This window comes from Amaricoccus sp., assembly GCF_036846665.1.
Taxonomy (GTDB): domain Bacteria; phylum Pseudomonadota; class Alphaproteobacteria; order Rhodobacterales; family Rhodobacteraceae; genus Amaricoccus.
The window spans coordinates 1-22,904 of record NZ_DAIUBO010000034.1 but is presented as its reverse complement, the minus strand read 5'-3'; the positions used below and the strand labels follow the sequence as shown (position 1 = coordinate 22,904).

General features: G+C 71.5%; 29 protein-coding genes. 14 read left to right on the top strand and 15 right to left on the bottom strand.

Going from position 1 to position 22,904, the window contains the following annotated elements:
• Positions 1-158: 158 nt before the first annotated feature.
• Positions 159-809, bottom strand: a complete 651-nt coding sequence (locus V7050_RS05425; RefSeq protein ID WP_324370452.1) for a PAS domain-containing protein — start codon at positions 807-809, stop codon at positions 159-161.
• Positions 810-1,003: 194 nt separating this feature from the next.
• Here V7050_RS05425 and V7050_RS05420 point away from each other — a divergent pair, with 194 nt between their 5' ends.
• Genes V7050_RS05420 through V7050_RS05410 form a run of 3 tightly spaced genes read left to right on the top strand, consistent with a single transcriptional unit; the run spans position 1,004 to position 3,090 of the window.
• Entirely contained in the window at positions 1,004-1,900 is an 897-nt protein-coding gene (locus tag V7050_RS05420; protein WP_324370450.1) for a YicC/YloC family endoribonuclease, read from the top strand.
• 12 nt (positions 1,901-1,912) lie between these two features.
• Positions 1,913-2,560: a guanylate kinase gene (gene gmk / locus V7050_RS05415; protein ID WP_324370448.1), complete on the top strand. Its 648-nt coding sequence runs from the start codon at positions 1,913-1,915 to the stop codon at positions 2,558-2,560.
• Complete coding sequence (locus tag V7050_RS05410) at positions 2,557-3,090, top strand: gamma carbonic anhydrase family protein (protein ID WP_324370446.1); 534 nt, start codon at positions 2,557-2,559, stop codon at positions 3,088-3,090. Before gmk ends, V7050_RS05410 begins: the two co-directional genes overlap by 4 nt.
• Here the strand turns inward: V7050_RS05410 and V7050_RS05405 are convergent.
• On the bottom strand, positions 3,071-3,691 hold the full coding sequence (locus V7050_RS05405) for a histidine phosphotransferase family protein (protein WP_324374122.1): 621 nt from the start codon (positions 3,689-3,691) through the stop codon (positions 3,071-3,073). The two genes, V7050_RS05410 and V7050_RS05405, sit on opposite strands and share 20 nt — an antisense overlap.
• A gap of 27 nt (positions 3,692-3,718) precedes the next feature.
• Here V7050_RS05405 and V7050_RS05400 point away from each other — a divergent pair, with 27 nt between their 5' ends.
• The 3 genes from V7050_RS05400 (at position 3,719) to V7050_RS05390 (ending at position 5,651) form a co-directional block, all read left to right on the top strand.
• Entirely contained in the window at positions 3,719-3,937 is a 219-nt protein-coding gene (locus tag V7050_RS05400; RefSeq protein ID WP_324366600.1) for a DUF3553 domain-containing protein, read from the top strand.
• A 95-nt stretch (positions 3,938-4,032) separates the two neighbouring features.
• The gene (locus V7050_RS05395; RefSeq protein ID WP_324366597.1) at positions 4,033-4,815 is read left to right on the top strand and encodes a GNAT family N-acetyltransferase; all 783 of its coding nucleotides are present in this window, start codon (positions 4,033-4,035) and stop codon (positions 4,813-4,815) included.
• Between the two features lie 29 nt (positions 4,816-4,844).
• The gene (locus V7050_RS05390) at positions 4,845-5,651 is read left to right on the top strand and encodes a lysophospholipid acyltransferase family protein (RefSeq protein ID WP_324366595.1); all 807 of its coding nucleotides are present in this window, start codon (positions 4,845-4,847) and stop codon (positions 5,649-5,651) included.
• Positions 5,652-5,660: 9 nt separating this feature from the next.
• Here V7050_RS05390 and V7050_RS05385 read toward each other — a convergent pair whose 3' ends face one another.
• The 6 genes from V7050_RS05385 to V7050_RS05360 all read right to left on the bottom strand — a co-directional run bounded on the left by V7050_RS05385 (position 5,661) and on the right by V7050_RS05360 (position 10,937).
• Complete coding sequence (locus V7050_RS05385; protein WP_324366593.1) at positions 5,661-6,284, bottom strand: thiamine phosphate synthase; 624 nt, start codon at positions 6,282-6,284, stop codon at positions 5,661-5,663.
• 19 nt (positions 6,285-6,303) lie between these two features.
• Positions 6,304-7,581, bottom strand: a complete 1,278-nt coding sequence (gene eno / locus V7050_RS05380) for a phosphopyruvate hydratase (RefSeq protein WP_324366591.1) — start codon at positions 7,579-7,581, stop codon at positions 6,304-6,306.
• 92 nt (positions 7,582-7,673) lie between these two features.
• Entirely contained in the window at positions 7,674-7,988 is a 315-nt protein-coding gene (sugE, locus tag V7050_RS05375) for a quaternary ammonium compound efflux SMR transporter SugE (protein WP_324366589.1), read from the bottom strand.
• 307 nt (positions 7,989-8,295) lie between these two features.
• Positions 8,296-9,195 (bottom strand): nickel/cobalt transporter, encoded by a 900-nt coding sequence (locus tag V7050_RS05370; protein WP_324366587.1) that lies wholly within the window; start codon positions 9,193-9,195, stop codon positions 8,296-8,298.
• A complete protein-coding gene (locus V7050_RS05365) occupies positions 9,186-9,827 on the bottom strand; it encodes a DUF1007 family protein (RefSeq protein ID WP_324366585.1) in 642 nt (213 codons plus the stop codon). Before V7050_RS05365 ends, V7050_RS05370 begins: the two co-directional genes overlap by 10 nt.
• 87 nt (positions 9,828-9,914) lie before the next feature.
• A complete protein-coding gene (locus V7050_RS05360; protein WP_324410337.1) occupies positions 9,915-10,937 on the bottom strand; it encodes a zinc ABC transporter substrate-binding protein in 1,023 nt (340 codons plus the stop codon).
• A 76-nt stretch (positions 10,938-11,013) separates the two neighbouring features.
• On the opposite strand from V7050_RS05360, the gene V7050_RS05355 reads away from it, so the two are divergent.
• The 3 genes from V7050_RS05355 to V7050_RS05345 are packed head-to-tail and all read left to right on the top strand — an operon-like array spanning position 11,014 to position 13,090.
• Positions 11,014-11,514, top strand: coding sequence for a transcriptional repressor (locus V7050_RS05355; RefSeq protein ID WP_324366581.1), 501 nt, complete (start codon positions 11,014-11,016; stop codon positions 11,512-11,514).
• Entirely contained in the window at positions 11,511-12,269 is a 759-nt protein-coding gene (locus V7050_RS05350) for a metal ABC transporter ATP-binding protein (protein WP_324366579.1), read from the top strand. The genes V7050_RS05355 and V7050_RS05350 overlap by 4 nt, the downstream gene beginning before the upstream one ends.
• Positions 12,266-13,090 carry a metal ABC transporter permease gene (locus V7050_RS05345; protein WP_324366577.1) on the top strand — a complete coding sequence of 275 codons (825 nt, stop codon included), beginning with the start codon at positions 12,266-12,268 and terminating at the stop codon, positions 13,088-13,090. The genes V7050_RS05350 and V7050_RS05345 overlap by 4 nt, the downstream gene beginning before the upstream one ends.
• On the opposite strand, the gene V7050_RS05340 is transcribed toward V7050_RS05345, so the two are convergent.
• Entirely contained in the window at positions 13,091-13,324 is a 234-nt protein-coding gene (locus tag V7050_RS05340) for a hypothetical protein (protein WP_324366575.1), read from the bottom strand.
• Positions 13,325-13,457: 133 nt separating this feature from the next.
• On the opposite strand from V7050_RS05340, the gene V7050_RS05335 reads away from it, so the two are divergent.
• Positions 13,458-14,294: a universal stress protein gene (locus tag V7050_RS05335; protein WP_324366573.1), complete on the top strand. Its 837-nt coding sequence runs from the start codon at positions 13,458-13,460 to the stop codon at positions 14,292-14,294.
• Between the two features lie 179 nt (positions 14,295-14,473).
• On the opposite strand, the gene V7050_RS05330 is transcribed toward V7050_RS05335, so the two are convergent.
• A complete protein-coding gene (locus V7050_RS05330; protein ID WP_324366571.1) occupies positions 14,474-15,337 on the bottom strand; it encodes an MBL fold metallo-hydrolase in 864 nt (287 codons plus the stop codon).
• Positions 15,338-15,556: 219 nt separating this feature from the next.
• Here V7050_RS05330 and V7050_RS05325 point away from each other — a divergent pair, with 219 nt between their 5' ends.
• Positions 15,557-15,907, top strand: coding sequence for a GYD domain-containing protein (locus tag V7050_RS05325; RefSeq protein ID WP_324366569.1), 351 nt, complete (start codon positions 15,557-15,559; stop codon positions 15,905-15,907).
• 48 nt (positions 15,908-15,955) lie between these two features.
• On the opposite strand, the gene V7050_RS05320 is transcribed toward V7050_RS05325, so the two are convergent.
• Positions 15,956-16,579, bottom strand: coding sequence for an FMN-dependent NADH-azoreductase (locus tag V7050_RS05320; protein ID WP_324366567.1), 624 nt, complete (start codon positions 16,577-16,579; stop codon positions 15,956-15,958).
• Between the two features lie 115 nt (positions 16,580-16,694).
• Between V7050_RS05320 and V7050_RS05315 the strand changes: the two genes are divergently transcribed.
• Positions 16,695-17,597, top strand: coding sequence for a LysR family transcriptional regulator (locus tag V7050_RS05315; protein WP_324366564.1), 903 nt, complete (start codon positions 16,695-16,697; stop codon positions 17,595-17,597).
• Between the two features lie 220 nt (positions 17,598-17,817).
• On the opposite strand, the gene V7050_RS05310 is transcribed toward V7050_RS05315, so the two are convergent.
• From V7050_RS05310 to V7050_RS05300, 3 genes are all read right to left on the bottom strand, one after another.
• Complete coding sequence (locus V7050_RS05310; RefSeq protein ID WP_324366562.1) at positions 17,818-18,378, bottom strand: hypothetical protein; 561 nt, start codon at positions 18,376-18,378, stop codon at positions 17,818-17,820.
• Between the two features lie 313 nt (positions 18,379-18,691).
• On the bottom strand, positions 18,692-19,213 hold the full coding sequence (locus V7050_RS05305; RefSeq protein WP_324366560.1) for an acyloxyacyl hydrolase: 522 nt from the start codon (positions 19,211-19,213) through the stop codon (positions 18,692-18,694).
• Between the two features lie 23 nt (positions 19,214-19,236).
• Positions 19,237-19,854: a DUF1285 domain-containing protein gene (locus V7050_RS05300; protein ID WP_324366558.1), complete on the bottom strand. Its 618-nt coding sequence runs from the start codon at positions 19,852-19,854 to the stop codon at positions 19,237-19,239.
• A 197-nt stretch (positions 19,855-20,051) separates the two neighbouring features.
• Between V7050_RS05300 and V7050_RS05295 the strand changes: the two genes are divergently transcribed.
• Positions 20,052-20,246 carry a hypothetical protein gene (locus V7050_RS05295; protein ID WP_324366556.1) on the top strand — a complete coding sequence of 65 codons (195 nt, stop codon included), beginning with the start codon at positions 20,052-20,054 and terminating at the stop codon, positions 20,244-20,246.
• Positions 20,247-20,248: 2 nt separating this feature from the next.
• On the opposite strand, the gene V7050_RS05290 is transcribed toward V7050_RS05295, so the two are convergent.
• Positions 20,249-22,264 (bottom strand): BTAD domain-containing putative transcriptional regulator, encoded by a 2,016-nt coding sequence (locus tag V7050_RS05290; protein WP_324374124.1) that lies wholly within the window; start codon positions 22,262-22,264, stop codon positions 20,249-20,251.
• A 316-nt stretch (positions 22,265-22,580) separates the two neighbouring features.
• On the opposite strand from V7050_RS05290, the gene V7050_RS05285 reads away from it, so the two are divergent.
• Positions 22,581-22,904 (top strand): AAA family ATPase (locus V7050_RS05285; RefSeq protein ID WP_324410335.1); only part of this gene is annotated, 324 nt, incomplete at its 3' end.

The window sequence follows — 22,904 nt, the reverse complement described above, 5'->3', positions numbered from 1 at the left end:
CCCGGGCCGAGGGGGGGGATGCGCGGCTCGCGCATCGAGACTTCGCCGCCCGCGTGGGGCTGGAGGGTATGCGGGGGGGGGAAGGGGGGGGTTGTTCCCGCCGGTCCGTATGGAAAGGCGTTGGTGGCCTCTCGTCCCCGGCGTCGCGGGCTTCGGCGCTATTTGCCGTCGATGACGCGGAACTTGCGGGTGGTGTCGCGGGGGGTCGTCGGGGCGTTGGGGTTGCCCTCGATGGCGCGCAGCTTGGGCGGCGCGGGGGTAGCCGGGGCGAAATCGGCCTGGTCCTCGGCAAAGCCGGGCAGGAGCTGCTTGGACTCGCCGCTCTGGCTCGGTTCGATCGGGGTGACGGCGACGTCGCGAATCGAGAAGGCGAGCGGGGCCGCGAAGAGCTCGCCGTCGCCGGAGGTGCAGCCGAGCACGCGATTGATGTCGCCGAAGTCGCTGCGCAGCGGCATCAGCAGCATGCTGGCGCGGTAGCCGCCGCCGGGGCCATGCGCCTCGAGCTGCAACTCCACCACGGCGGGCTCGCCCATCACCACGGTCAGCAGCCGGTCGAAGCGCGCGCGGTCGGCCTCGTCGATGAGATAGCCGGGCTGCATGCCGCGCACCTCCATGCCCATCATTTCGCAGATCTTCATGCCGGCGAGGCGGATGCGCATGTTCTCGGGCGCCAGTCGCTCGATGATGAACATGTTCTCCAGCGCCGATTCGAACTGGCGTGGATCGATCTCGGCCCGGTAGGGCGCGATCCGGCCGGCGCGCAGGCGTTCCCAGTAGGACTTCAGCGAGGAGAGCATCAGATCGTTCATATCGAAACTTGACCGCAGCAAACGTCACGGTTTACCTCGGCACCTGCGGCGGCGGGCGCGTTGGTAAACAACTTCTTCATACGCTAGTCCAACGCTTTCGCAAAGTCGCGCGTTTTGCGACGAATTCATTAATTTGCGGCAAAACTGGCGAAAAGAGCGGCGGGTCTGCACCGCTGCGCGGACGGGACGCGGGAATGGTCTTGATGTCGATGACGGGTTTCGCCGACCGGGCGGGCGAATCCGGGGGAGTGAGCTGGGTCTGGGAGGTGCGCAGCGTCAACGGGCGCGGCCTCGACCTGCGCATTCGGTTGCCCGAGGGGATGGAATCGCTGGAGGCGCCGCTGCGTGCGGCCTTCGGCAAGGCCTTCGCACGCGGCTCGCTCACCGTGGGGCTGCGCATGACGCGGGGCCAGGGCGATTCGGCGCAGCGGCTGAATCCGGCGGCGCTGGCCGCGGCGGTCGCGGCGGCGCAGGCGGCGGGCACGGCGGCCAGGGACGCGGGGCTCGAGCTCGCGCCGATGACCGCGGGCGACCTGCTGGGGCTGCGCGGCGTGCTCGAGACCGACCAGGGCGGCGGCGCGGGCAACGCGGCGGCGCTCGAGGCGGTGGCGGCGGGGATCGCGCCGCTGATCGAGGGCCTGCGCGCGGCACGCCAGGCCGAGGGCGCGGCGCTGGCCGCTGCCCTCGCCGGCCAGATCGACCGGGTCGCGGATCTCGCGGCTCGTGCGCGCGCCACCGCGGAGGCGCGGGCGGCGCGGGCAGGGGAGCTTTTGCGCAGCCGCGTGGAGGCGCTGCTGGGGGCGGGGGCGCCGGTCGAGGAGGCGCGGCTGGCGCAGGAGCTGGCGCTCATCGCGGTCAAGGCCGACCTGACCGAAGAGCTCGACCGGCTCGAGGGGCATGTGGCCGCGGCGCGGCAGCTGCTCGCCGAGACCGGGCCGGTGGGGCGCAAGTTCGATTTCCTGACCCAGGAATTCAATCGCGAGGCGAACACGCTCTGTTCCAAGGCCCAGGCGGGCGACCTGACGGCGATCGGGCTGGAGATGAAGGTGGTGATCGACCAGATGCGCGAGCAGGTGCAGAATGTGGAATAGGGAAGGGCGGCCGTGACTCCGGGGCGGCGCGGCCTCCTGATCATCCTCTCCTCGCCCTCGGGGGCGGGCAAGTCGACGCTGTCGCGCCGGCTGCTCGAGATCGATCCCGACGTGCGCTTCTCGGTCTCGGCCACCACGCGCCCGCCGCGGCCGGGCGAGCAGGAGGGCCGGGACTATTTCTTCAAGAGTCGCCGCGAGTTCGAGGCGATGGTTGCAGCAGGCGAGATGCTGGAGCACGCCGAGGTCTTCGGCAATCTCTACGGCACCCCCCGCGCGCCGGTGGAGGCGGCGATCGTGGCCGGGCAGGACGTGCTCTTCGACGTGGACTGGCAGGGCGGCCAGCAGATCCGCAATTCCGCGCTGCGCGATGCGGTGGTGTCGATCTTCATCCTGCCGCCCTCGATCGCGGAGCTGGAGAGCCGGCTGCGCGCGCGCGGCCAGGACAGCGCCGAGGTGGTGGCGGGCCGCATGGCGAAATCCCGCGACGAGATCAGCCACTGGGCGGAATACGACTATGTGCTGGTGAATGCGCGGCTGCCGGAATGCGAGCTTCAGCTGCGGGCGATCATCGAGGCCGAGCGCCTGCGCCGGGACCGGCAGCCGGATCTGATGGCGCTGGTCACGCAACTCAACCGGGAGTTCGAGGAGCGGCTGAAATGACTTTCTACGAGTTGGACGGCGTGGTGCCGGAGCTGCCCGACGGCGGCGATGTCTGGGTCGCGCCGGGGGCGCGGCTGATCGGGCGGGTGATCCTGCGCGACGGCGCCTCGGTCTGGTTCAACGCGGTGCTGCGCGGCGACAACGAGCCGATCGTCCTCGGCCCGGGGTCGAACCTGCAGGACGGTGTGATCTGCCACACCGACATGGGCTTTCCGCTGACCATCGGCGCGGATTGCACCGTCGGCCACATGGCGATGCTGCACGGCTGCACCATCGGCGACGGCAGCCTGATCGGCATGGGCGCGACGGTGCTGAACGGCGCGGTGATCGGGCGCGGCACGCTGGTGGGCGCGGGGGCGCTGGTCACCGAGGGCAAGGCGATCCCGGATCACGTGCTGGCGGTGGGCCGTCCGGCGAAGGTGGTGCGCGACCTGAGCGAGGCGGAGGTCGCCGGGCTCGCGCGCGCCGCGGCGGGCTATCGCGCGAACATGCGGCGGTTCCGCGCGGGGCTCAGGCCGGTGCCGGGCTGACCTCGGTCAGGTTCAGGGTGGCGCCGGTCTCGGTGAATTGGACCGCGATCCGGCGTCCGGTGGCGCTCAGGGCCTCGCGCAGCAGCGCGAACTGTACCGCGTCGGGGCGCAGATCCGCGACCGGAGCACCCTCGGTCACATGCCGCCAGAGCGCCTCGGGAGGCGCGGTGCGACGGCCCTCGACGCTGAAGTGAACGGTCTCGGTGGTCACCCCGACATGCAGGTTCCCGCCCATGGGCAGGCTCTTCTCGATGCAGAGGATCACGAGATAGATCACCCGGGCGCGCGGGCGGGCCATGTCGATGCCGCGGGTCTCCCAGCTGACGGTGAAGCGGCCGGTGAACATCGCGTCGGTGACCTGGACCGCCTCGCCGAAGGCCTGGCGGGCCTGGGGATCGGCGGGTCCGAAGGCGAGGCGGAAGTAGCGCAGCTTGGCCAGCGCGGTCTCGAGGCTGTCGGCGATCAGCGCATGTTCCGGCGATTGCGCCTCGCCCGGCGCCATCTGCAGAAGCTCCATGCCGTTGCGGATCGCCCCCATCGGGCTTATCAGGTCATGGCAGAGCCGGGCGCTGACCAGGGCGCTGAGATCGGGCGCGCTCATCGGCGCGGGTCCGCGGAAGGGACCAAGATGAACGAATTCCTCGAGCCCGGAAGCTTCGTGCGGCATCCCGAACGGCCCGACTGGGGCCTCGGCCAGGTGCAATCGGTGATCGCGGCACGGATCACGGTCAATTTCGAGAATGCGGGCAAGGTGGTCATCGACGGCTCCCGGATCCTCCTGACTCCGGACACCGGGCGACAGGAAACACACGTTAACGAATCGCACCGATCCGTTAAAGGACGGTAAAGATGGCCTCAGCGCGCGCGCGTTCGCCGGCGGTGGCGGCGCTGGACATGCGAGGCGCCGGAGGGGGCAGCGTCTTGCGGCCCCGGGGAGCCGCGATGCAGATCGACCTCAGTCGCTACCGGGTCAAGCTCGCCGGGACGGAGGCCGAGCGCGCGGGCGCGCAGCGGCTGCGCTACCGGGTCTTCGTCGAGGAGATGGGGGCGGCGGCCACGGCGGAGCAGCGGGCGGCGCGGCGGGAATGGGATGACTTCGACCCGTTCTTCGACCATCTCATCCTGCTCGACGAGGCTGGCGACATCGCCGATCCGCTGGACCGGGTCGTCGGGGTCTACCGGCTGATGCGCGACGCGGCGGCGGCGGAGGGGCCGGGGTTCTACGGGGCGGCGGAATACGATCTTGCGCCGATCCTCGCCTCCGGGCGGCGTTCGGTGGAACTCGGGCGGTCCTGCGTCGCGCCGGAGCATCGCGGCGGGCCGGCGATGTATCTGCTCTGGAACGGGCTTGCGGAATACGTGCTCGATCGGGGCATCGAGATCCTCTTCGGGGTGGCGAGCCTGCCCGGGACCGATCCCGGCCCCGTGGCCGAGACGCTGGCCTTCCTGCATCATTTCCACCTGGCGCCGCCGGAGCTGCGGGTGCGGGCGCGGCCGGCGCATTTCCTCGCGATGGACCGGCTGCCGCGCGCGGCGGTCGATCCGGCGCGCGCGCTCCGGCTGCTGCCGGCGCTGATCAAGGCCTATCTGCGCGCCGGCGGCCGCGTCGGCGAGGGTGCCTGGGTGGACCACGGCTTCAACACCATCGACGTCTGCGTGGTCATGGACACCGGGCGCATGACCGAGCGCTATCGCCAGTATTACGCGCGGGGCCGGGAAGGGTGAGGGCGGGGTGGAACGGCGCGGCGGCTCCGGTGCTGGATCCGCTCCGGGCAGGCGACCGGCTGCGGCTGGTGCTGCGCGGCGCCTGGTCCGGGCTGGTGATCGTGGTGCTCTTCGCGCTCTATCTGCTGCTTTGGGGCATCGATCGCGGCCTCGCGCGGATCGCGGGGCGGCGGGTGACGCGGATGGGCCCGCGCGTGGTGCAGGTCTGGGCGGCGCTGGCGCTGCCGGCGCTGGGGCTCGCCTATCGCCAGCGCGGGGAGCCGATCTCCGGCGCAGGCGCCTTCGTGGCCAATCATTCGAGCTGGATCGACATCGTGGCGCTGCAGCGCGCGGCCGCACCCTTCCTGGTCTCCAAGGCCGAGGTGCGCGCCTGGCCCGGAATCGGGCTGATCGGGCGGGCGATCGGCACGATGTTCATCGACCGGCGGCCGGCGGCGGCCAAGCTGCAGGAGGCGGAGCTGCGCGCGCGGCTGGCGCGCGGCGATCACATGGCGCTCTTCCCCGAAGGCACGAGCAGCGACGGGCAGCGGGTGCTGCCGTTCAAATCCTCGCTCTTCGGGGTCTTCTTCGCCCCCGAGCTGGGCGGTCGGGTGGCGGTGCAGCCGGTGACGATCCACTACCGGCCGGCGCCGCATCTGCCGCGGGAGTTCTACGCCTGGTGGGGCGAGATGGATTTCGCGACGCATCTGCGCGACGTGCTGGCGCGCTCCGCGGGGGGATCGGTGGAGCTGATCTTCCACGCGCCGCTCGAGGTGGCGCGCGCGGCCGGCCGCAAGGACCTGGCCGAGGCGGCGGGGCGGGCGGTTCGGGGAGAACTCGAGCGGCTGCGCGGGTGAGCGGGGCCGTCAGCCGAGACGTTCGGCATAGGACCGGAGCGCGGCCACCGGGCCCTCGGGGGCATTCCAGATCTCGTCGCCGAGCGCGATGAAATCCGCGATGCCGGCGAGATCGGCGGCGAGATCGGGGGTGAGGCCGCCCTCGGCGACCACCGGCACCTCGATCATCTCCGACCACCAGGCGAAGAGCTCGAGCGGCGCAAGGGTGCCGTCCCCGAGGCTCGATTGCGTCAGCGGGCCGAAGGCGACGTAATCGGCGCCGATCTCGGCGGCGGTCATGCCGTCGTGACGGGAGGCGCGGGCATGGGCGCCGATTATGGCGTCGGCGCCGAGCTCCTTGCGCGCGGCGCGGATCTGGCGCGCGCCGTCGCCGAGATGCACCCCGTCGAGGCCAAGGCGCGTGACGAGGCGGAAATGGTCGGTCAGGACCAGCGGCACGTCCCGGGCGTGGCAGACCGGACGCAGCGTGTCGGCCGCGCGCATCAGATCCTCCTCGGTGGTCCGGGCGAGGGCGAGGCGGACGCAGGCGACCGGCACCGCGTCGAGCGCGGCGCCGAGCGCATCGGGAAGCTCCCCGAGGCTCGGCTGCGCCGGGGTGACCAGATAGAGGCCGGCGGTCTGCGCCTCTGCCATCGCGGCAGCGGCTCCCGGCTCAGCGCCGCAGGATCGAGCGGCCGGCGTAGATGGCGCTGTCGCCGAGATCCTCCTCGAGACGGATGAGCTGGTTGTATTTCGCCAGCCGGTCCGAGCGCGACAGCGAGCCGGTCTTGATCTGGCCGCAATTGGTGGCGACGGCGAGGTCGGCGATCGTCGAATCCTCGGTTTCGCCCGAGCGGTGCGACATGACCGCGGTCATGCCGGCGCGCTGGGCCATGTCGACGGCGGCCAGCGTCTCGGTCAGGCTGCCGATCTGGTTCACCTTGACGAGGATCGAATTGGCGATGCCCTCGGCGATGCCGCGGGAGAGGCGCTCGGTATTGGTGACGAAGAGATCGTCGCCGACGAGCTGACAGCGCCCGCCCAGGCGCTCGGTCAGGAGCTTCCAGCCCTCCCAGTCGTCCTCGGACATGCCGTCCTCGATGGAGATGATGGGATAGGCGTCGACGAGTTCGGCGAGGTACTCGGCGTTCTCGGCCGGGCTGCGCCTCTTGCCCTCGCCCTTCATGTCGTAGACGCTGTCGGCGAAATATTCCGTCGCGGCGCAGTCGAGCGCGAGATAGATGTCCTCGCCCGGGCGGTAGCCCGCGGTCTCGGCGCTCTTGACGATGAAGTCGAGCGCCTCGCGGGTGGAGGAGAGATTGGGCGCGAAGCCGCCCTCGTCGCCGACGGCGGTATTGTGGCCGGCCTTGGCGAGCGCGCCCTTCAGCGCATGGAAGACTTCCGAGCCGATGCGCACCGCGTCGGCGAGCGTCTCCGCCCCGACCGGCATGATCATGAATTCCTGGATGTCGATCGGGTTGTCGGCATGGGCGCCGCCGTTGATGATGTTCATCATCGGCACCGGCAGCACCCGGGCGGCGGCCCCGCCCACGTAGCGGTAGAGCGGGGTTCCCTGGCTCGCCGCGGCGGCCTTGGCGGCGGCGAGGCTGGCGCCGAGGATGGCGTTGGCGCCCAGGCGCGCCTTGTTCGCGGTGCCGTCGAGCTCGATCAGGATCCGGTCGATCATCACCTGTTCGGAGGCGGCGATGCCGGTGAGCGCGTCGCAGATCTGGCCGTTCACCGCCTCGACAGCCCGGCGCACGCCCTTGCCGCCGTATCGGCCCTTGTCGCCGTCGCGCAGCTCCACCGCCTCATGCGCGCCGGTGGAGGCGCCGGAGGGCACGGCGGCACGGCCGCTGGCGCCGTCCTCGAGCAGGACGTCGACCTCGACCGTCGGATTGCCCCGGCTGTCGAGAATCTCCCGTCCGACCACGTCGATGATGACAGACATTGCGGTGGTTCCCCTTTGGCGGCGCGCGCTCCGCGCCCTTGCGCCCCGTGATTAGAGCAAAGCCGCCGAACGGGAAACCGCAAATCGGGGGGTCAGCTGGCGAGCTTCAGGCCGAAGATGCCCGCGAGGATCAGCCCGATGCAGAGGATGCGCGCGAGCGTGGCGGGTTCGCCCAGGAGCAGGATGCCGAGTCCGGCGGTCCCGACCGCGCCGATGCCGGTCCAGACCGCATAGGCGGTGCCCACCGGCAGGTGGCGCAGCGCGAGCCCGAGCAGGGAGATGCTGACGATCATCGAGGCGATTGTCAGGAGCGTCGGCAGCGGGCGGGTGAAGCCGTCGGTATATTTCAGGCCGATCGCCCAGCCGATCTCGAAGAGGCCGGCGACGACGAGGAAGGTCCAGGGCATGGGCGCGCTCCGCTGCGGGTGGTCGCGGCTGATCAATGGTGCCGGCCGCGGGAGTGTCAAGGCGGGCGGCGTCGGGGTCAGGGCTATCGCATCTGGAGCCCAGACGTTCGTCTCCTTCGAGCCGCCACGAGATGAGGGCAGGGCCCGGCCTGGGCGGGCCTTCCCGGCGGTGCCCGCCGGGCGGGACGGTGGCATCGGGCGCGGCCAGAGCGCGGCCGGAAGGGGTGGCGTTGCCGAATGCAGTTCCCCTGCGGCGAGGGTGCGACACGAATGCATCGACGGGTCGGCGCTCAAGCTTCGCCGGTCGTCACAGCGGCAACGCCGCCAGCGCCAGCGTGCCGCCGATGCCGAGCACGAGGCCGCCGACGGCGATCTGGAGCCCGGGCCCGAGCAGGCGGGCGGCGCGGCCTTCGCCGGCGGCGAGGAAGGCCGCGTCCCGGCCGGCGACAGCGAGGGTCGCCACGATCACGGTGAAGGCGGCGGTGCCGAGGCCCATGGCCACGACCGCGGCGGCACCGGCGCCGGCGAGGCCCATCCGCCAGGCGAGCAGCAGCACGAAGAGCGCGCCGGTGCAGGGGCGTATCGCCATCGCCGCGACGAGCGCCAGCATCGTGCCGGGGCTGTCGGCGGCGGCGGCCTCGGCCGCGGTCGGCCCGTGGTGGTGGCCGCAATGATGCGCCTCATGGCGGTGGGCCGCCGCTGCCCGGTCGGCGCGGGCCGGCCGGAGGGCGCGCAGTCCGCGTGCCAGCAGCAGGGCGCCGACCAGCGCCACCGCGAGATTGCCGACCGGGGTGATCCAGCGGTCGGCGGCTTCGGCCGTGCTGCGGGCGGTGAGTTCGAGGAGCGCCAGGGCGCCATAGACGAGGATGATCGCCACCGCCGCCTGGGCGAGGCTGCCGACGACGGCGACGAGCCCCATCCGGAAGGCCGTGGCGCGGGAGCCGATGGCGGCGCCGGAGATCAGGAGCTTGCCGTGCCCCGGCCCGACCGCATGCAGGAAGCCGTAGCCGGCGCAGAGGCCGAGCAGCGACCAGAAGGCGGCGGAGCGGCCGGCGCGGATGTCCTGGATGCGGAGGGCGAGCGCGTCCTGGAGCGCATGCTGCCAGCGCGTCGCCCACCAGAAGAGCAGGTGGTGGCCGCCGCTCAGCCACAGAGCGAGCGCCGCCGCCACCGCCGCCGCGAGCAGGAGCGCCGCGGTCAGTCGCATGTCAGGCGCACCTTGTCGGCGAAGAGCCGTCCCAGCGCCTCGTCCGGGGTCTCGTCGATCGGGACGGCGCCGAGCCGGTCGAGCAGCGGCCGGAGCGAGGCGGTCGGGCGGAAGGGCACGACCTCGGCGTGGCAGCCGTCCGCCCGGCCTTCGAGCCGCGGGGTCTCGGTCACCGCATAGGCGGTGAAATAGGTCGGGTCGTAGATCTCGGCCACGGTCTCGGGGCCGGGGCGGAAGGGCGTCTCGACCGTGCGGCCGAAGGTGATGACGACCAGCCCGTCCCTGATCTCGGCGGCGGGCTCGAGCGGACCCGAGAGGGCGATGGGGCGGTCGCCGTCCCAGAGGAAGCTGTCGCCGTCGAAGCCGGCCTCCCAGGTGGTCTGATAGGCGGCGAGCCGCTCCCGGTCGCGGGAGCCCAGCGGGGCTGCGCCGTCGATGCCGAGATCGTCGAGCATAAGGAGCGAGGTCATCGCGTCGTAGATCCAGGTCACCTCGAGCGTGGCGAGGCGGCCCTGCTTGTCGAAGACGAAACCCACACCGCCGTCGATGAAGATGTGGGGGTGTGCCTCGACGGCCGCCGGCGCTTGCGCCAGCAGGGCCGCGAGAATCGCAGGGGTCAGGCGGAAGCCCAAGGCTCGACGTGGTCCGTTTGCTCGCTCGCGACGAGGCTAGCGCAAATTGCGGGCGAGGGGCAGGGGGGCGGCTTCACCGGTCCGGCATCAGCCGCCGAGGCATTCCGCGAGGCTGTCGGCGAGGCCGAGCATCAGTGCCGGGTAGAGGTCCGGCCCCGGCGGCAGCGCCGCGCCGATCGGGTCGAGCACGTCGGTGCGCACGCCGGCACCCTCGATGACGGTGCCGAGCAGCTTCGGCTCGAACTGGGGCTCGGTGAAGGCGCAGGAGATCTGCGCGTCGCGCACCCGGTCGTGGATCTCGGCGACGCGGGCGGCGCCGGGGGCCACGCCCTCCTGGAGCGAGACGCTGCCGGCCGCGGGCATGTCGAACCGGTCCTCGAAATACTGGTAGGCGTCGTGGAAGACGATGAAACGCTGCCCGCGGACCGGGGCGAGACGATCCTCGATCTCACTCGAGAGCTCCGCCATCTCGGTCGCGAAGGCCTCGGCATTGGCGGCATAGGCGGCGGCGTTCTCCGGGTCGAGCGGGGCGAGGGCGGCGGCGACAGCACGGGCGGCGGCGACGGCATTCCCGGGGTCGAGCCAGAGATGGCCGTCGGGGCCGCCGTGTTCGTGTTCGTGGTCGTGGTCGTGGTCGGCGTCCGCGGCCTCGGTGCCATGATCGTGATCGTGATCGTGGTCCGCGGCTTCGCCGGCCTGCCCGTGATCCTGGCCGTGGTCGTGCTCGTGCGGCTCGAAGGGGCCGCCGCTGCGAATCGGCAGGAGGCGGATGCCGGGCGCGTCCTGGAGCGTGACGCGGGCGGCTTCGGCGGCCAGCGTGTCGATCGGCCCCGCGAGCCAGGGGTCGAGCGCCGGCCCGACCCAGACCACAAGCCCGGCCTCCTGCAGGAGCTCTGCCTCGGAGGGGCGAAGCGCGTAGCCGTGCGGCGAGGCGCCGGGCGGAACCACGAGGCCCGGCGCCCCGACCCCCGCCATGACCCGGGCGACGATCGACTGGACGGGCGCGATATCGGTCGCGACGACCGGCGGCGACGCCGCGGCGGCTCCCGGCATCGCGGCGAGCGCGAGTGCGGCAGCAACTGCCCTTGTTGCCATGAATGCTCCCTCCATCTGCGGCTCTTGTGGCCCGACACGGGCCCGACTAGGATGCCGGTTTCACGCGGCGAGATCTGTTATAAAGTAACATATGACCCGGTCAAGCGACATCGAGGCGGAGGCCTTCGGCCCGCATGATCACAAGGCGTGCCGGGCGCAGGCGCTGGCGGCCGTCGAGGCCGCCTGCGCGGCGCGGCGGCTGCGGATGACGCCGGCGCGGGCCTGCGTGCTCGAGGCGCTGCTCGAGGCGCATCGCGCCATGACCGCCTACGAATTGCTCGACCGGCTGCGGGAGGCGGGGCTGGGGAGCCAGCCGCCGGTGGCCTATCGCGCGCTGGATTTTCTGGTCAGGAACGGCTTCGTCCATCGCATCGAGCGGCTTTCGGCCTTCGTTGCCTGTACTCATGGCGGCGCGGAGCATGTGGCGGTCTTCCTGATCTGCCGCAGCTGCCGGGGCGTGGCGGAGGCGGTCCTGCCGCAGCTCGGCGCCGGGCTGGCGGCCTCGGCGGCCGGGCAGGGTTTTTGCGTGGAGCGGATGGTGATCGAGGGCGAGGGGCTCTGCGCGCGCTGCCGCGAGGCGGAGGCGGCGTGAGCGCGCCGCTGGTCTCGGCCAAGGGGCTCGGGGTCACGCGCGGCGGGCATCCGGTGCTGCGCGGGGTCGACATCGCCATCGAGGCCGGCGAGATCGTGACCATCGTCGGGCCGAACGGATCGGGCAAGAGCACGCTGCTGCGCCTCCTGATCGGCGCGGAGCGGGCGAGCGCGGGCGAGGTCCGGCGCGCGCCGGGCCTGCGCATCGGCTACGTGCCGCAGCGGCTGGCTATCGACCACACCATGCCGCTGACCGTAGCGCGCTTCCTCGGTCTCGCCGGCGGCGGCCGGGAGGAGCGGGAGCATGCCCTGCAGCGCGTCGGGATCGCGGGGCTGGGGGGGCGGCAGATGATCGACCTCTCCGGCGGGCAGCTGCAACGGGCGCTTCTGGCGCATGCGCTCCTGCACCGGCCGCAGCTGCTGGTGCTCGACGAGGCCGCGCAGGGGCTCGACCAGCCCGGCGTCGCGCGGTTCTACCGGCTGATCGAGGAATTGCGGACCGAGCTGGGCTGCGGGGTGCTGATGGTCAGCCACGACCTGCATGTGGTGATGAGCGCCTCGGACCGGGTGATCTGCCTCAACGGCCATGTCTGCTGCGAGGGCACGCCGACGGTGGTCTCGGCGGCGCCGGAATACCGCGCGCTCTTCGGCTTCGGCACCGAGGGGGCGCTGGCGCTCTATCGCCACGAGCACGACCATGCCCATGCCGAGGGCGCGCCCGGACATCACCATCATCCCGCGGATGCCGAGGCGTGAGCCCGCTCGACGATTTCCTCCTGCGCGCGGTGCTGGCCGGGACCGGCGTCGCGCTGGTGGCCGGGCCGCTCGGCTGCTTCGTCGTCTGGCGGCGCATGGCCTATTTCGGCGACGCGACGGCCCATGCCGCGCTGATCGGCGTGACCCTGGCGCTCGCCACCGAATTGCCGGTGGTGGCAGGGGTGGCGCTCGCGGCGCTCGCCATGGCCCTGACGGTCTCGCTGGCGACCGGGCGGACCTATGCAATGGACACCATGCTCGGGGTGGCCGCGCATGGGGCGCTGGCGGCGGGGCTGGTGGCGCTGAGCCTGCTCCCCGGCGTGCGCGTCGATCTAATGGGCTATCTCTTCGGCGACATCCTGGCGGTGAGCCGGAGCGATCTCCTGGTAATCTGGGCCGGGGGGGCGCTGATCCTGGCGCTGCTGGTCTGGCGCTGGCGCGGCCTGCTGCTCGCCACGCTCAGCGCCGATCTCGCGGCGGCCGCCGGCATCGCGGCGGCGCGCGAGCGGCTGGTGCTGACGGTGGCGCTCGCGCTTCTGGTGGCGGTGGCGCTGAAGGTCGTCGGCGCGCTGCTCATCACCGCGATGCTGATCGTGCCGGCCGCGGCGGCGCGGGCCTTCGCGCCCACGCCCGAGGCGATGGCGGTGGTCGCGGCCGGTATCGGCGCCGTCGCCTCGGCGGGTGGGCTCGCGGCCTCGTTCAGGCTCGATTCGCCGGCGGGACCCTCGATCGTGGTGGCGGCGGTGGTGCTGCTCCTGCTCGCCAACGGGATCGCCGCGGTTGCGAGGCGCGGCGGCGGCAGGGGCGCCGGGCGGGGGTAGCTATTCCTCCGCCGCGGGGCCGGCCTTGCCGCGCCGGCGGCGGGCGGCGCCTTCGAGGTCTTCCTCGAGATATTCCTCCAGATCGACGAGGTCGTGGGGCAGCGGCAGACCCATGGCCTGCATCTCGGCGAGCTTCTCGCGCAGGCTCTCCTGCAACTCGTGGCGGTCCTCGGGCGCCTTGGCGATTTCGTCCATCAGCATCGCGATCTGCACGCGAAACTGTTCCAGGGCCATGGCTACCTCCCGCGCTGGTCTGGGGCCGCGCGGCACGATAGCATGCACGGCCGGCGGACACTTGATCTATCGCAAGGCCTGACGGCGCAGCGCAAGCCTAAGCTTGAGACAAACCTAGACGAGGAGAGGATCCATGCCCTTCAAGACCGTGTTTCTGGCGGTCGGGACGAGCCAGGGCGATGCCGAGATCGACCGCGCCGCCGGCATCTGCAGTAAGCTCGACGCCCATCTCGCGGTGCTGGTGCTGGGGGTGGCGCCGCCGCCGCCGGCCTCGCCCTACGGGGTCGTCTCCAACGACATCTGGGCCGGCGAGATCCGCGAGGGCCAGAGCGTCGCGGAGGAGCGTGCCCAGGAGGTCGAGGCGCGGCTCGGCGCGGCGGGCGTCTCGGCGATGGTCGAATCGCAGTACATCGACCGCGGCACGGTGGCGACGCTCGCGGCCCGCTTCGCGCGCTACGCCGATCTCACGCTGATCCCGCCGGCGGGCGGCGACGGCGAGGCCATGCAGAACTGGGTGCTGAACGGGGCGCTCTTCGAATCGGGCCGCCCGGTGCTGCTCCTGCCCGAGGGCGCGGTGCATTTCCCCGACCCGCGCCGGGTGATGGTCGCCTGGGACGCCAGCGTCGAGGCCTCCAAGGCGGTGCGTGACGCGATCGAGCTGATGTGCGCGGCGGAGAGGGTGGACGTGGTGCTGATCGACCCGGTGCCCTCCTTCGAGGGGCACGGGCCCGAGCCGGGGGCCGACCTGAGCGCCTATCTGGGGCGGCACGGCATCTCGACCAACGTGCACCGCCTGCCGCGCGAGGGCCGCGACGAGGCCGAGGTGCTGCGCCGGGCGGCGACGGATCTCGATGCCGAGCTGATCGTGATGGGCGGCTTCGGGCATTCGCGCCTGCGCCAGCGGATCTTCGGCGGCACCACGACCAGCATGATGAAATCCCCGCCGACCGCGGTGCTCATGGCGCATTGAGGCCGGCGGCCTTCGGGGCGGGATGGCGGATCCGTCCCTGACCGCCGCCCGACCCCAAGGCCGAGTTGCGGGAGAGGGAAAAGGCCGCGCCTTCCCCGCCCCCCGATCGCCACGGGTCGATCGGGCGGGGGAAGCCCCGCCCCGGGTGGGACCGGAGCCAACGGCAAGGGTCGCTGGAATCAGAGCTCGTTCACCGGCACCTTGAGGAAGCGCTTGCCGGATTCGTCGGGCTCGGGCATCTGGCCGGCGCGCATGTTCACCTGGATCGAGGGGATGATCAGCTTCGGCATGTCGAGGGTGGCGTCGCGGGCCTCGCGCATCCTGACGAAATCCTCGGCCGTCGCACCGCCGCCCACATGGACGTTGAGCGCCTTCTGCTCCGCGACCGTGGTTTCCCAGGCATACTGGTCGCGGCCCGGCGCCTTGTAGTCGTGGCCCACGAAGATGCGGGTCTCGTCGGGCAGGGCGAGGATCTTCTGGATCGAGGCATAGAGCGTCTCGGCGGAGCCGCCCGGGAAATCCGCCCGCGCCGTGCCGAAATCGGGCATGAAGAGCGTGTCGCCGACGAAGGCGGCATCGCCGATCACATAGGTGAGGCAGGCCGGCGTGTGGCCGGGCGTGTGCAGGACGCGACCCTGAAGCGCGCCGATCTCGAAGAGGTCGCCCTCCTTGAAGAGCCGGTCGAACTGCGAGCCGTCGCGCTGGAACCGGGTGCCCTCGTTGAAGACCTTGCCGAAGGTGTCCTGGACCACGGTGATCTTCTCGCCGATGCCGATCCTGCCGCCGAGGCGCTCCTGGAGGTAGGGTGCGGCGGAGAGATGGTCGGCATGGACATGGGTTTCGAGCAGCCAGACCGTCTCGAGGCCCCGTTCCTGCACGTAGGCGACGATCGCGTCGGCAGATTTCGTGCCGGTCCGGCCGGAGGAATAATCGAAGTCGAGCACGCTGTCGACGATGGCGCATTTCCGGCTCTCGGGATCGGTGACGACGAAGGAGACCGTGAAGGTGGCCTCGTCGAAGAAGGCTTCTACGTCGGGTTGCATCGGCGCTCCTGTGGTTCGGGGTCGCCTGCAACATAGGGCGGGGCGCATCACATATCAATAATAGAATGTATCAGGGGCACGTTTCCGGCCACGGCCGGGCGCAGACGTGCTAGAATGGCCGGCGCAGCCGATCCCGGCTGCATCGCCGCCGCAGGGGCGGCAGACAACCGGCCCGCCGGTCCGGAACGGGGACAGCACGACGGACAGGCGAGAGCCCGGATGAAACGGGGAAACGCCATGCCGTTCTATCTCTATCAAGTGTCCTATTCGACCGAGGCCGTGAAGGCGATGATCGCCAATCCCACGGACCGCGCGGCCGCGGCGTCAAAGCTGATCGAAGGCCTCGGCGGCAAGCTGCACCACCTGTTCTTCGCCTTCGGGAAATACGACGTGGTCTGCCTGATCGAGGCGCCGGACGATGCGGCCGTGGCGGCCGCAGCCATGGCGGTGGCCGCTTCCGGCACGGTTTCGGGGGCGGCGACGACCAAGCTATTCACGACGGACGAGGCCATGGCGGTCATGGCGAAGGCCGGAACCGCCGTGGGAACCTACAAGCCGCCCATGGATTGAAGCACCGGACCCCGGCGCCGGCCCGGGCCGGCCGCCGGGGCAGCGCGATCAGGCGGCGCGGGCCAGCGCCGGCGCCGCCGCGTCGCGCAGGGCCGCGGCGGCGGCGGCGATCGCCTCGGCGCGGGCCTCGGGGCCGAAGCCGATGCGCTCGGCGCGCACGAAGGTGACGTCCTTCAGGCCGATGAAGCCGAGCAGGTGCCGCAGATAGGGTTCCTGGAAATCGGCCGCCTGGGCCGGGCCCTCGCTGTAGAGGCCGCCGCGGCTTTCCACCACGATGACATGCTTGCCCTCGAGCAGGCCCTGCGGCCCGGCCTCGGTGTAGCGGAAGGTCTCGCCCGCGCGCAGCACATGGTCGAACCAGGACCGCAGGCCGGTGGCGATGCTGAAATTGTACATCGGCGCGCCGATCACCACGACATCGGCGGCACGAAGCTCGGCGACGAGTTCGTCGGAAAGGGCGCGCGTGGCCAGTTCGGCTTCGGTTTCGGGCGTGCCGCGCACACCGGCGAGGGTCTCCTCGGTGAGATGCGGCACGGGGTCGCGGCCGAGGTCGCGATGGACGATCCTGGCGGGCGCCTGTTCGGCGAGGGCGGCGACGGCGTCGCGCACCAGCGCCTTCGAGACCGAGGAGTCGCCGCTGACGGCACTGTCGATGACGAGAATGTTGTTCATGGCGGAAATCCTTCGCGTGATCTCGTTGCGTGACAGGGCGAATATGCGGTTGCCAGGAACGCGACGCCAGATGCAGGGTCCGGGTAAGACTTTTGCAGAATCCGGAACGATTCCCATGCCGAACCTCGAGGATATCCGCGCCTTCGCCGAAGTGGTCGCCAGCGGCGGCCTGAGCCGCGCCGGGGCGCGGCTGGGCATGTCCAAGTCCATGATCAGCCGGCGGCTGGCGCGGCTGGAGGCCGAGCTGGGGGCGCCGCTGCTGGCGCGGACCACCAGGGGCATGTCGCTGACCGAGGCGGGGGCCGATTTCCGGCCCTATGCCGAGCGGATGATCGCCGAATTCGATTCCGGCCGGGATGCGCTCAGCCGGCAGGGCGAGGCGACCGGCCGCCTGCGGCTGGCGACGCCGCTCTCGTTCGGGACCACGCATCTGGCGCCGGTTCTCGCGGAGCTGGCGCTGCGCAATCCGCGTCTGGAGATCAATGCCTCCTACAGCGACCGGCGGGTGGACGTGGTCGGCGAGGGGTTCGACGCGGCGATCCGCCTCGGCATTCTCGCGGATTCCAGCCTGATCGCCCGGCGGATCTCGCCGATCCGCGCGGTCCTCGTGGCGAGCCCGGAGTATCTGGCGCGGCGGGGCATCCCGCGGAGCCCGGCCGCGCTGGCCGAGCACGAGGTGATCCCGCATGGCGAGGCGGTCTGGCAGTTCCGCCGCGACGGGCGGACGACGACCTTCCATCCGCGCGGCCGCTTCACCGCCGACAGCGGGGCGGCGGAGCTCGCCGGCGTGGTGGCCGGGCTGGGGATCGCGGCGATGCCGAGCTTTCTCGCCGGTCCGGCGGTCCGGCGCGGCGAGATCGTCACCCTGCTCGACGATTACGAGATCCCGGCTCTCGGGCTCTACGTGCTGCGGCCGCCGCCGGCCGAGCCGGTGCCGCACAAGATCCGGGTGCTCACCGACATCATGCTGGAGCATTTCGGCGGCGACGACTGGGACAGGTGCCCGCGCCGGGGCTGAGCGACGGCGGAACGGGGAGAGGGTGCGGCCGAGGGCGATCGCATGTTATCTCGTTCTTGGTACCACCGTCCCGCAGAACAATGAGGGCAGCGCCCGGCGGTGCACGCCGGGCGGGTGATGACGCTGGATGCGCCCCGAACCCCAGCGACGAGGCCGCTTCGGCGATTGTGATCGTCCTTGGGCAGGGCGGTCGCCGGCCGGGGAGGCGCCTTTCGGCGCGTCAGTAGAAGACGGCGCGGCGATAGGCGCGGCGGCCGGCGCCGGCAAAGGAGACCGGCGTCAGGGGCCGGCCGATGATGTCGATGAAGAGCGAGGCGTTGTCGCCGAGCTCCGGCATGTGGCCGCCGAGGACCTTGACGGTGTAATGCAGGTCGCCGTTCTCGATCACCGGGTCGCGCAGTTCCACCACCGCCTCGATCAGGCTGTCCTTCCCCACAACCGAAAGGTCGGCGTTCGGCGGGTTCGAGGCGAAGCTGTCGGGGCCCTCGCTCCAGAAGGGCACGAACCGCTCGGTCTTCATGTTGCCGACGATGCGCTCGGGGCGGTCGGAGAAGAAGAGCGTGACCGGGCTGACCCCGCGCAGGGTCAGGCGGTTCCGGTCGGAATCGAAGGCCATGCCGGTGGCGGTCTGCACGAAGAGGAACTCCGGCTCGCCGTCGCTCTCCTGGGCCCTCGCCGGCGCAGCGGCCAAGGCGGCGAGTCCCGCGCCGGCGGCGAGCAAGTCCCGGCGCGACGGGCGGCGTTGCGGGGCGGTCGGGAATTTCTGCTCCGAAGTATCCATGTCTTCCTTTGTCTCCACAGGGTCGATTGCGGCTGCGCTGGCTGCGTCGCGGAACCCCCGCCGGGGCCGGAGGGCGCTGCCGTTCCCCGCGAAGCGCCTGCGCCTCCCGGCTGGAACCTAGCAGAAGCCTCCGCGCGGAACTTGCCTTCACGCGCCAGGACGGCCGAAGGGTGGGAGGATTTTCGCCCCGCTCGGGAGCCGGGGCGCAATGCCGGTCCCGGGCGATCGCAACGGCCCGGCCGCCCCACCGACACCGTGGACCGGGGCTTGCCTCCGGAGAAGGCCGCGCCCCGCGCGCCGCCCGGAGATGGCGTCAGAAGGTCCGGCCGAGGGTCAGGAAGAAGGTCTCGACGCCGGGATTGGTGTCGCCGATACCGGCGTTGGACATGTGTTCGACGGCGAAACCGGCCCGCCAGGGCCCGTCGGCGATCGGGCGGCTGACGCCGATCCGGGAGCGGAACTCGAGCTCGGAGCCGAGATCGTGGCCATCGCCGAGGGAATAGCCGCCGGCCATGACCCCGAGGTCGAGCCGGAAATCCGCGCCGAACGGGTAATAGGCATCGATCCCGAGCCCGGCCCAGGCGTCGCCGTCGGCGTCGATCGTCAGGGCGCCGCCGAAGCCGAAGGCGAGCCGCCGGATCGCCCAGACGGGCCGGGAATGGACGCCTAGGCCGAGCGCGACTCCGGCCTCTTCCTCGCTGTCTAGGATGCCGTTGTAGCCGATGCTGAAGATGGCCTCGCCCGAAGACGCCCGCTCCGGGACACTCGCGAACAGGCAGAGGGCGAGCAGCGCCCGCCCGGCAGACCGTGGGGCGAGGGGCCCTTGCCGGGCCATGCGGCGGCGCGTCCCGGCGGCCGTCACGATCCGGCGGTCTCCGCGCCGAGCTGCGCGGCCGGAATGAAGGGGAAGAAGGCGCCGCCCGACCAGATCCCGAACTGCGCCACGCCGTCGATCGTCTGCGTCTGCCCGATCTCCACGAGACGGTAGAAGCTCTTGCGGTCGATCAGCGCCTCGAGCCCGGCGCGGACATGGACATAGGGCGCAGGCTCGCCGGTCGCGGGGTCGCGGGTCACGCGGATCGGATGGCCTTCGCCGGCGGTCACTTCCTCGTCGACATTGGTGGTGAAGCGGATGGATGCGTCGGAGCCGGTGCCGGTGGCCTCGAAGTCGATGGCGACGAAGGGCGCATCATCGACGGTGATGCCGACCTTTTCCACCGGCGTCACGAGAAAGAACCGGTCGCCCTCGCGTTTCAGGATCGAGGCGAAGAGCCTGACGAGCGGTTTGCGGCCGATCGGCGTGCCGAGGTAGAACCAGGTGCCGTCGCGGGCGATGCGCATGTCGAGGTCGCCGCAGAACGGCGGGTTCCAGAGGTGGACCGGCGCGGGGCCCTTTTTCGAAGCGGTTCGAGCCGCCGCGGCCAGGGCTTCGGTGGTCGGCGTTGCCGCGGCGGGCGGACGGTCTGGGGCGGCCATGGGCCAATGCCTCCGGTCGATTGGCATCGGAGCGGCAGCCTAGTTCCAATCGCCCCGGCCAGCAATCCGCAGACGACGGCAGCCGCCTGCGCGTTTTTCGCGCTCTCGTCACGCTTCCCGCACGATGCGGACCACGGTTCCCGCACGTCGGGACGGCAGGATCACACCACGGCATTCCCCGAGGTGAGGACCCAGCGATGACGACCACCAGCCCGACATTCGATCCGACCTCCGTTCCGGCGCGATCTGCCGGACGCCTCGCGGCTTTCCTGCGCGCCCTGCTCCGGATCCGCGCGGAGCCAGCCGGCGACGAGACGCTTGCGCGCCGTGAGGCCGAGCGCGAGCTCGACGCGGTCAAGGCCCGGCTCGGGACGTTGCCGCACGCGTTCTGATTTCAGCTCTCGCTTGCGAAAAGCGCCTCGAAACGCGCGTCGCCGTGCAGCACGGCGAGGTCCGGATCGTAGATGCGGATCCACTCGCGCTTCTTGTCGGACACTCCGAGCGCCAGCGTCCTCGCGAGATGGCGGATCGCCGGTTCGGCCTCGCCCAGTAGGGCGAAGAGGCAGGCGATGTTGTAGGTGGCGCGCGGGTCTTCCGGCTCGAATGCAGCCGCGACCTGGGCCCAGCGCCGTGCCCGCTCGGTTTCGCCCAAGCCGTTCAGCGCCATGCCCATCACGTAGGCGGCGCGTTCGTCGTAGGTGTTGAGCGAGATCCGCCTGCGACAGACCGCGATCACGTGCCGGCAGACCGCGTTGCACTCCTGCCGGCGGTCCAGCGCCAGAAGGCAGCAGATCAGCATCATGCCGGCCTGGAGCTCCTTGTCGGAGATCTCGAAGGCACGGCGCAGGTGGGGCGCCGCCTCCTCCAGGCGGCCGGCAAGCAGGTAGGTCAGGCCGTAGTGGTACTGTGCCTCGTAGAGCTGCGGATTGAGCCGGACCGCGGTCGCGAAATCGGCCAGCGCCTCATCCAGGCGGCCGCAATGCCCCAGGGCGGTGCCGCGGGCGCAGAGTCCCTCGGCCAGCCCGGGCTGCAGGCGCAAGGCGGTTTCGCTTTCCTCGATCGCCTGGTCCCAGTCGGCGGCGTCATGATGATAGGCGAGCTGGGAGATGCTGTCGGCGCGCCCCGCGTGGGCCGCGGCATAGTCCGGGTCGAGGGCGATGGCCCGCGCGAAGCCGTCTCGCGCGAGCTCGATGCTGCGTCGGGTCATCTCGCGTAGCAGGGCGCGCGAGCGCAGGTACTCGCGGTAGGCTTCCACGTCGCGCGTGCCGCGCGCCGCCTGGATCGTGGCGGCGCCGGGGTCGAGGTTGAGCCGCAGTGCCTGCACGATGGCGGCGGCGATCTCGCTTTGCAGCTCGAAGATGCCTTCCAGGTTGCGGTCGTAGCGCTCGGCCCAGATCTGGCGCATGGACCGGGCATCGGCGAGGCGGGCGGTGATGCGCACCGCGGGGCCGGCCATCCTGAGGCTGCCTTCGAGCACATGGCTGACGCCGAGCTCCTCGGCGATGCGGTCGGGCTCAATCACTCCGCCGCGGTACATCCCGCTCGAGGTATGCGCGGCGACGGAGAGACCGTCGATGCCGGCGAGGTCTGTGATGATGTCCTCGGTGATGCCGTCGGCGAGATACCCCTGTTCGGCGTCGCCGCTGAGATTGACGAAGGGCAGCACGGCGATGGCCGGCCGGAGCGGCGCCTCGTCGATCGGCCGCGGCACCGCCGCCGAGCCCGGCGGGGGCAGCGGCGGGTCGAAGGCGGCGCTTCCGGTGGCGCGCAGGACCGCGAGCGAGCTGGAATCGTCGAGCGCGATGTCGTCGGCAAGCGCCACGGTCTCCGGGGCCGGCTCGGTGTCGAGCTCGTGGCGCAGCAGCTCGCGGCAGGCGCGGAACTGCGCGAGCGCCAGGGCCCGCTCGCCGGATGCGGCCAGCAGCCGCATGATGGCGCGGTGGCTGGCTTCCCTGAGCGGCTCCAGCCCGAGACAGCGGCGCATCAGTGCCAGGGCCTGGGCGTGGTGGCCTGCCGCCGCCAAGTGATCGGCTGCTCGTTCCAGCGCGACGATCGCGAGCGCGGTGCATTCCGCGCGCCGGTCGCGCAGCCAGTCCTCCAGCGCATCGCCGCCGGATTCGACTCCGTTCAGGAACGGACCGGGATAGAGGTCGTTGGGAAGCCCAGCGTCCGTCGGCTGCCTGGCGGCCGCACGCAGGCGGGCATAGTCGCTGACAAGCGCGTCCGGCCGGAGCGCCACCGTGTCGCGGTCGGCTTCGAGCGCGTCCTTGCCGAGCGCCCGGCGGATGTCGGACAGCGCCGCCCGCAGGCTTCCCCGCGCCTGCTCGGATTGGCGATCGGGCCAGAACAGGGCCGCAAGCGCTTCGCGGCCGTGGCGACCGCCGGGCGGCACCGCCAGATATGCCAGCAACAGCCGGGTCCTGCGCGACCTGAGGTCGCAAGGTCGCCCGTCTCGGTCGGAGAGCGCGAATCCGCCCAGCAGCTGCAATCGCGCGGATCCGGCTGCCGACGCCGGATCCGGTTTCCGGGGCGGGTCGGCGGGACTTGCCGGGGCGCTCACCGCACCCGCACCGATCCGGGGCGGGCGAGCCTGCCGGCCGCGGGCGATCTGTCCGGATTGTGATCTCCGTTGGCCATTGTCGGCACGCCAAGCCGCGTTACTGTCGTCTCGCGACATGCTAGACCCTGTGGGGAGGACGGGCAACGCGCGGAAAGGCAGGCGGGACATGGCGGAGAGCGGCGAGATGATGGCCGAGATCGAGGCGACCGGCGCGCGGCTGGTGGCGGCGCGCGAGATGATCGCCCGGCGCATCGTCGGGCAGGAGCAGGTGGTCGAGCAGACGCTGATCGCCATCCTCTGCGGCGGCCACGGGCTGCTGGTGGGCGCGCCGGGCCTGGCCAAGACCCGGCTGGTCGAGACGCTCGGCACGGTTCTGGGCCTCGTGGCGCATCGCATCCAGTTCACGCCCGACCTGATGCCGGCGGACATCCTCGGGGCCGAGGTGCTGGAGACCGGTGCCGACGGCACCCGCGCCTTCCGCTTCATCGAC

Bases quoted from the DNA above. Each gene is read 5' to 3' on its own strand.
- V7050_RS05425 (WP_324370452.1), bottom strand. From the start codon at position 809: ATGAACGATCTGATGCTCTCCTCGCTGAAGTCCTACTGGGAACGCCTG.
- V7050_RS05420 (WP_324370450.1), top strand. From the start codon at position 1,004: ATGGTCTTGATGTCGATGACGGGTTTCGCCGACCGGGCGGGCGAATCC.
- V7050_RS05410 (WP_324370446.1), top strand. From the start codon at position 2,557: ATGACTTTCTACGAGTTGGACGGCGTGGTGCCGGAGCTGCCCGACGGC.
- V7050_RS05405 (WP_324374122.1), bottom strand. From the start codon at position 3,691: ATGAGCGCGCCCGATCTCAGCGCCCTGGTCAGCGCCCGGCTCTGCCAT.
- V7050_RS05400 (WP_324366600.1), top strand. From the start codon at position 3,719: ATGAACGAATTCCTCGAGCCCGGAAGCTTCGTGCGGCATCCCGAACGG.
- V7050_RS05395 (WP_324366597.1), top strand. From the start codon at position 4,033: ATGCAGATCGACCTCAGTCGCTACCGGGTCAAGCTCGCCGGGACGGAG.
- V7050_RS05385 (WP_324366593.1), bottom strand. From the start codon at position 6,284: ATGGCAGAGGCGCAGACCGCCGGCCTCTATCTGGTCACCCCGGCGCAG.
- eno (WP_324366591.1), bottom strand. From the start codon at position 7,581: ATGTCTGTCATCATCGACGTGGTCGGACGGGAGATTCTCGACAGCCGG.
- sugE (WP_324366589.1), bottom strand. From the start codon at position 7,988: ATGCCCTGGACCTTCCTCGTCGTCGCCGGCCTCTTCGAGATCGGCTGG.
- V7050_RS05370 (WP_324366587.1), bottom strand. From the start codon at position 9,195: ATGCGACTGACCGCGGCGCTCCTGCTCGCGGCGGCGGTGGCGGCGGCG.
- V7050_RS05360 (WP_324410337.1), bottom strand. From the start codon at position 10,937: ATGGAGGGAGCATTCATGGCAACAAGGGCAGTTGCTGCCGCACTCGCG.
- V7050_RS05355 (WP_324366581.1), top strand. From the start codon at position 11,014: ATGACCCGGTCAAGCGACATCGAGGCGGAGGCCTTCGGCCCGCATGAT.
- V7050_RS05340 (WP_324366575.1), bottom strand. From the start codon at position 13,324: ATGGCCCTGGAACAGTTTCGCGTGCAGATCGCGATGCTGATGGACGAA.
- V7050_RS05335 (WP_324366573.1), top strand. From the start codon at position 13,458: ATGCCCTTCAAGACCGTGTTTCTGGCGGTCGGGACGAGCCAGGGCGAT.
- V7050_RS05330 (WP_324366571.1), bottom strand. From the start codon at position 15,337: ATGCAACCCGACGTAGAAGCCTTCTTCGACGAGGCCACCTTCACGGTC.
- V7050_RS05325 (WP_324366569.1), top strand. From the start codon at position 15,557: ATGAAACGGGGAAACGCCATGCCGTTCTATCTCTATCAAGTGTCCTAT.
- V7050_RS05320 (WP_324366567.1), bottom strand. From the start codon at position 16,579: ATGAACAACATTCTCGTCATCGACAGTGCCGTCAGCGGCGACTCCTCG.
- V7050_RS05315 (WP_324366564.1), top strand. From the start codon at position 16,695: ATGCCGAACCTCGAGGATATCCGCGCCTTCGCCGAAGTGGTCGCCAGC.
- V7050_RS05310 (WP_324366562.1), bottom strand. From the start codon at position 18,378: ATGGATACTTCGGAGCAGAAATTCCCGACCGCCCCGCAACGCCGCCCG.
- V7050_RS05305 (WP_324366560.1), bottom strand. From the start codon at position 19,213: ATGGCCCGGCAAGGGCCCCTCGCCCCACGGTCTGCCGGGCGGGCGCTG.
- V7050_RS05300 (WP_324366558.1), bottom strand. From the start codon at position 19,854: ATGGCCGCCCCAGACCGTCCGCCCGCCGCGGCAACGCCGACCACCGAA.
- V7050_RS05295 (WP_324366556.1), top strand. From the start codon at position 20,052: ATGACGACCACCAGCCCGACATTCGATCCGACCTCCGTTCCGGCGCGA.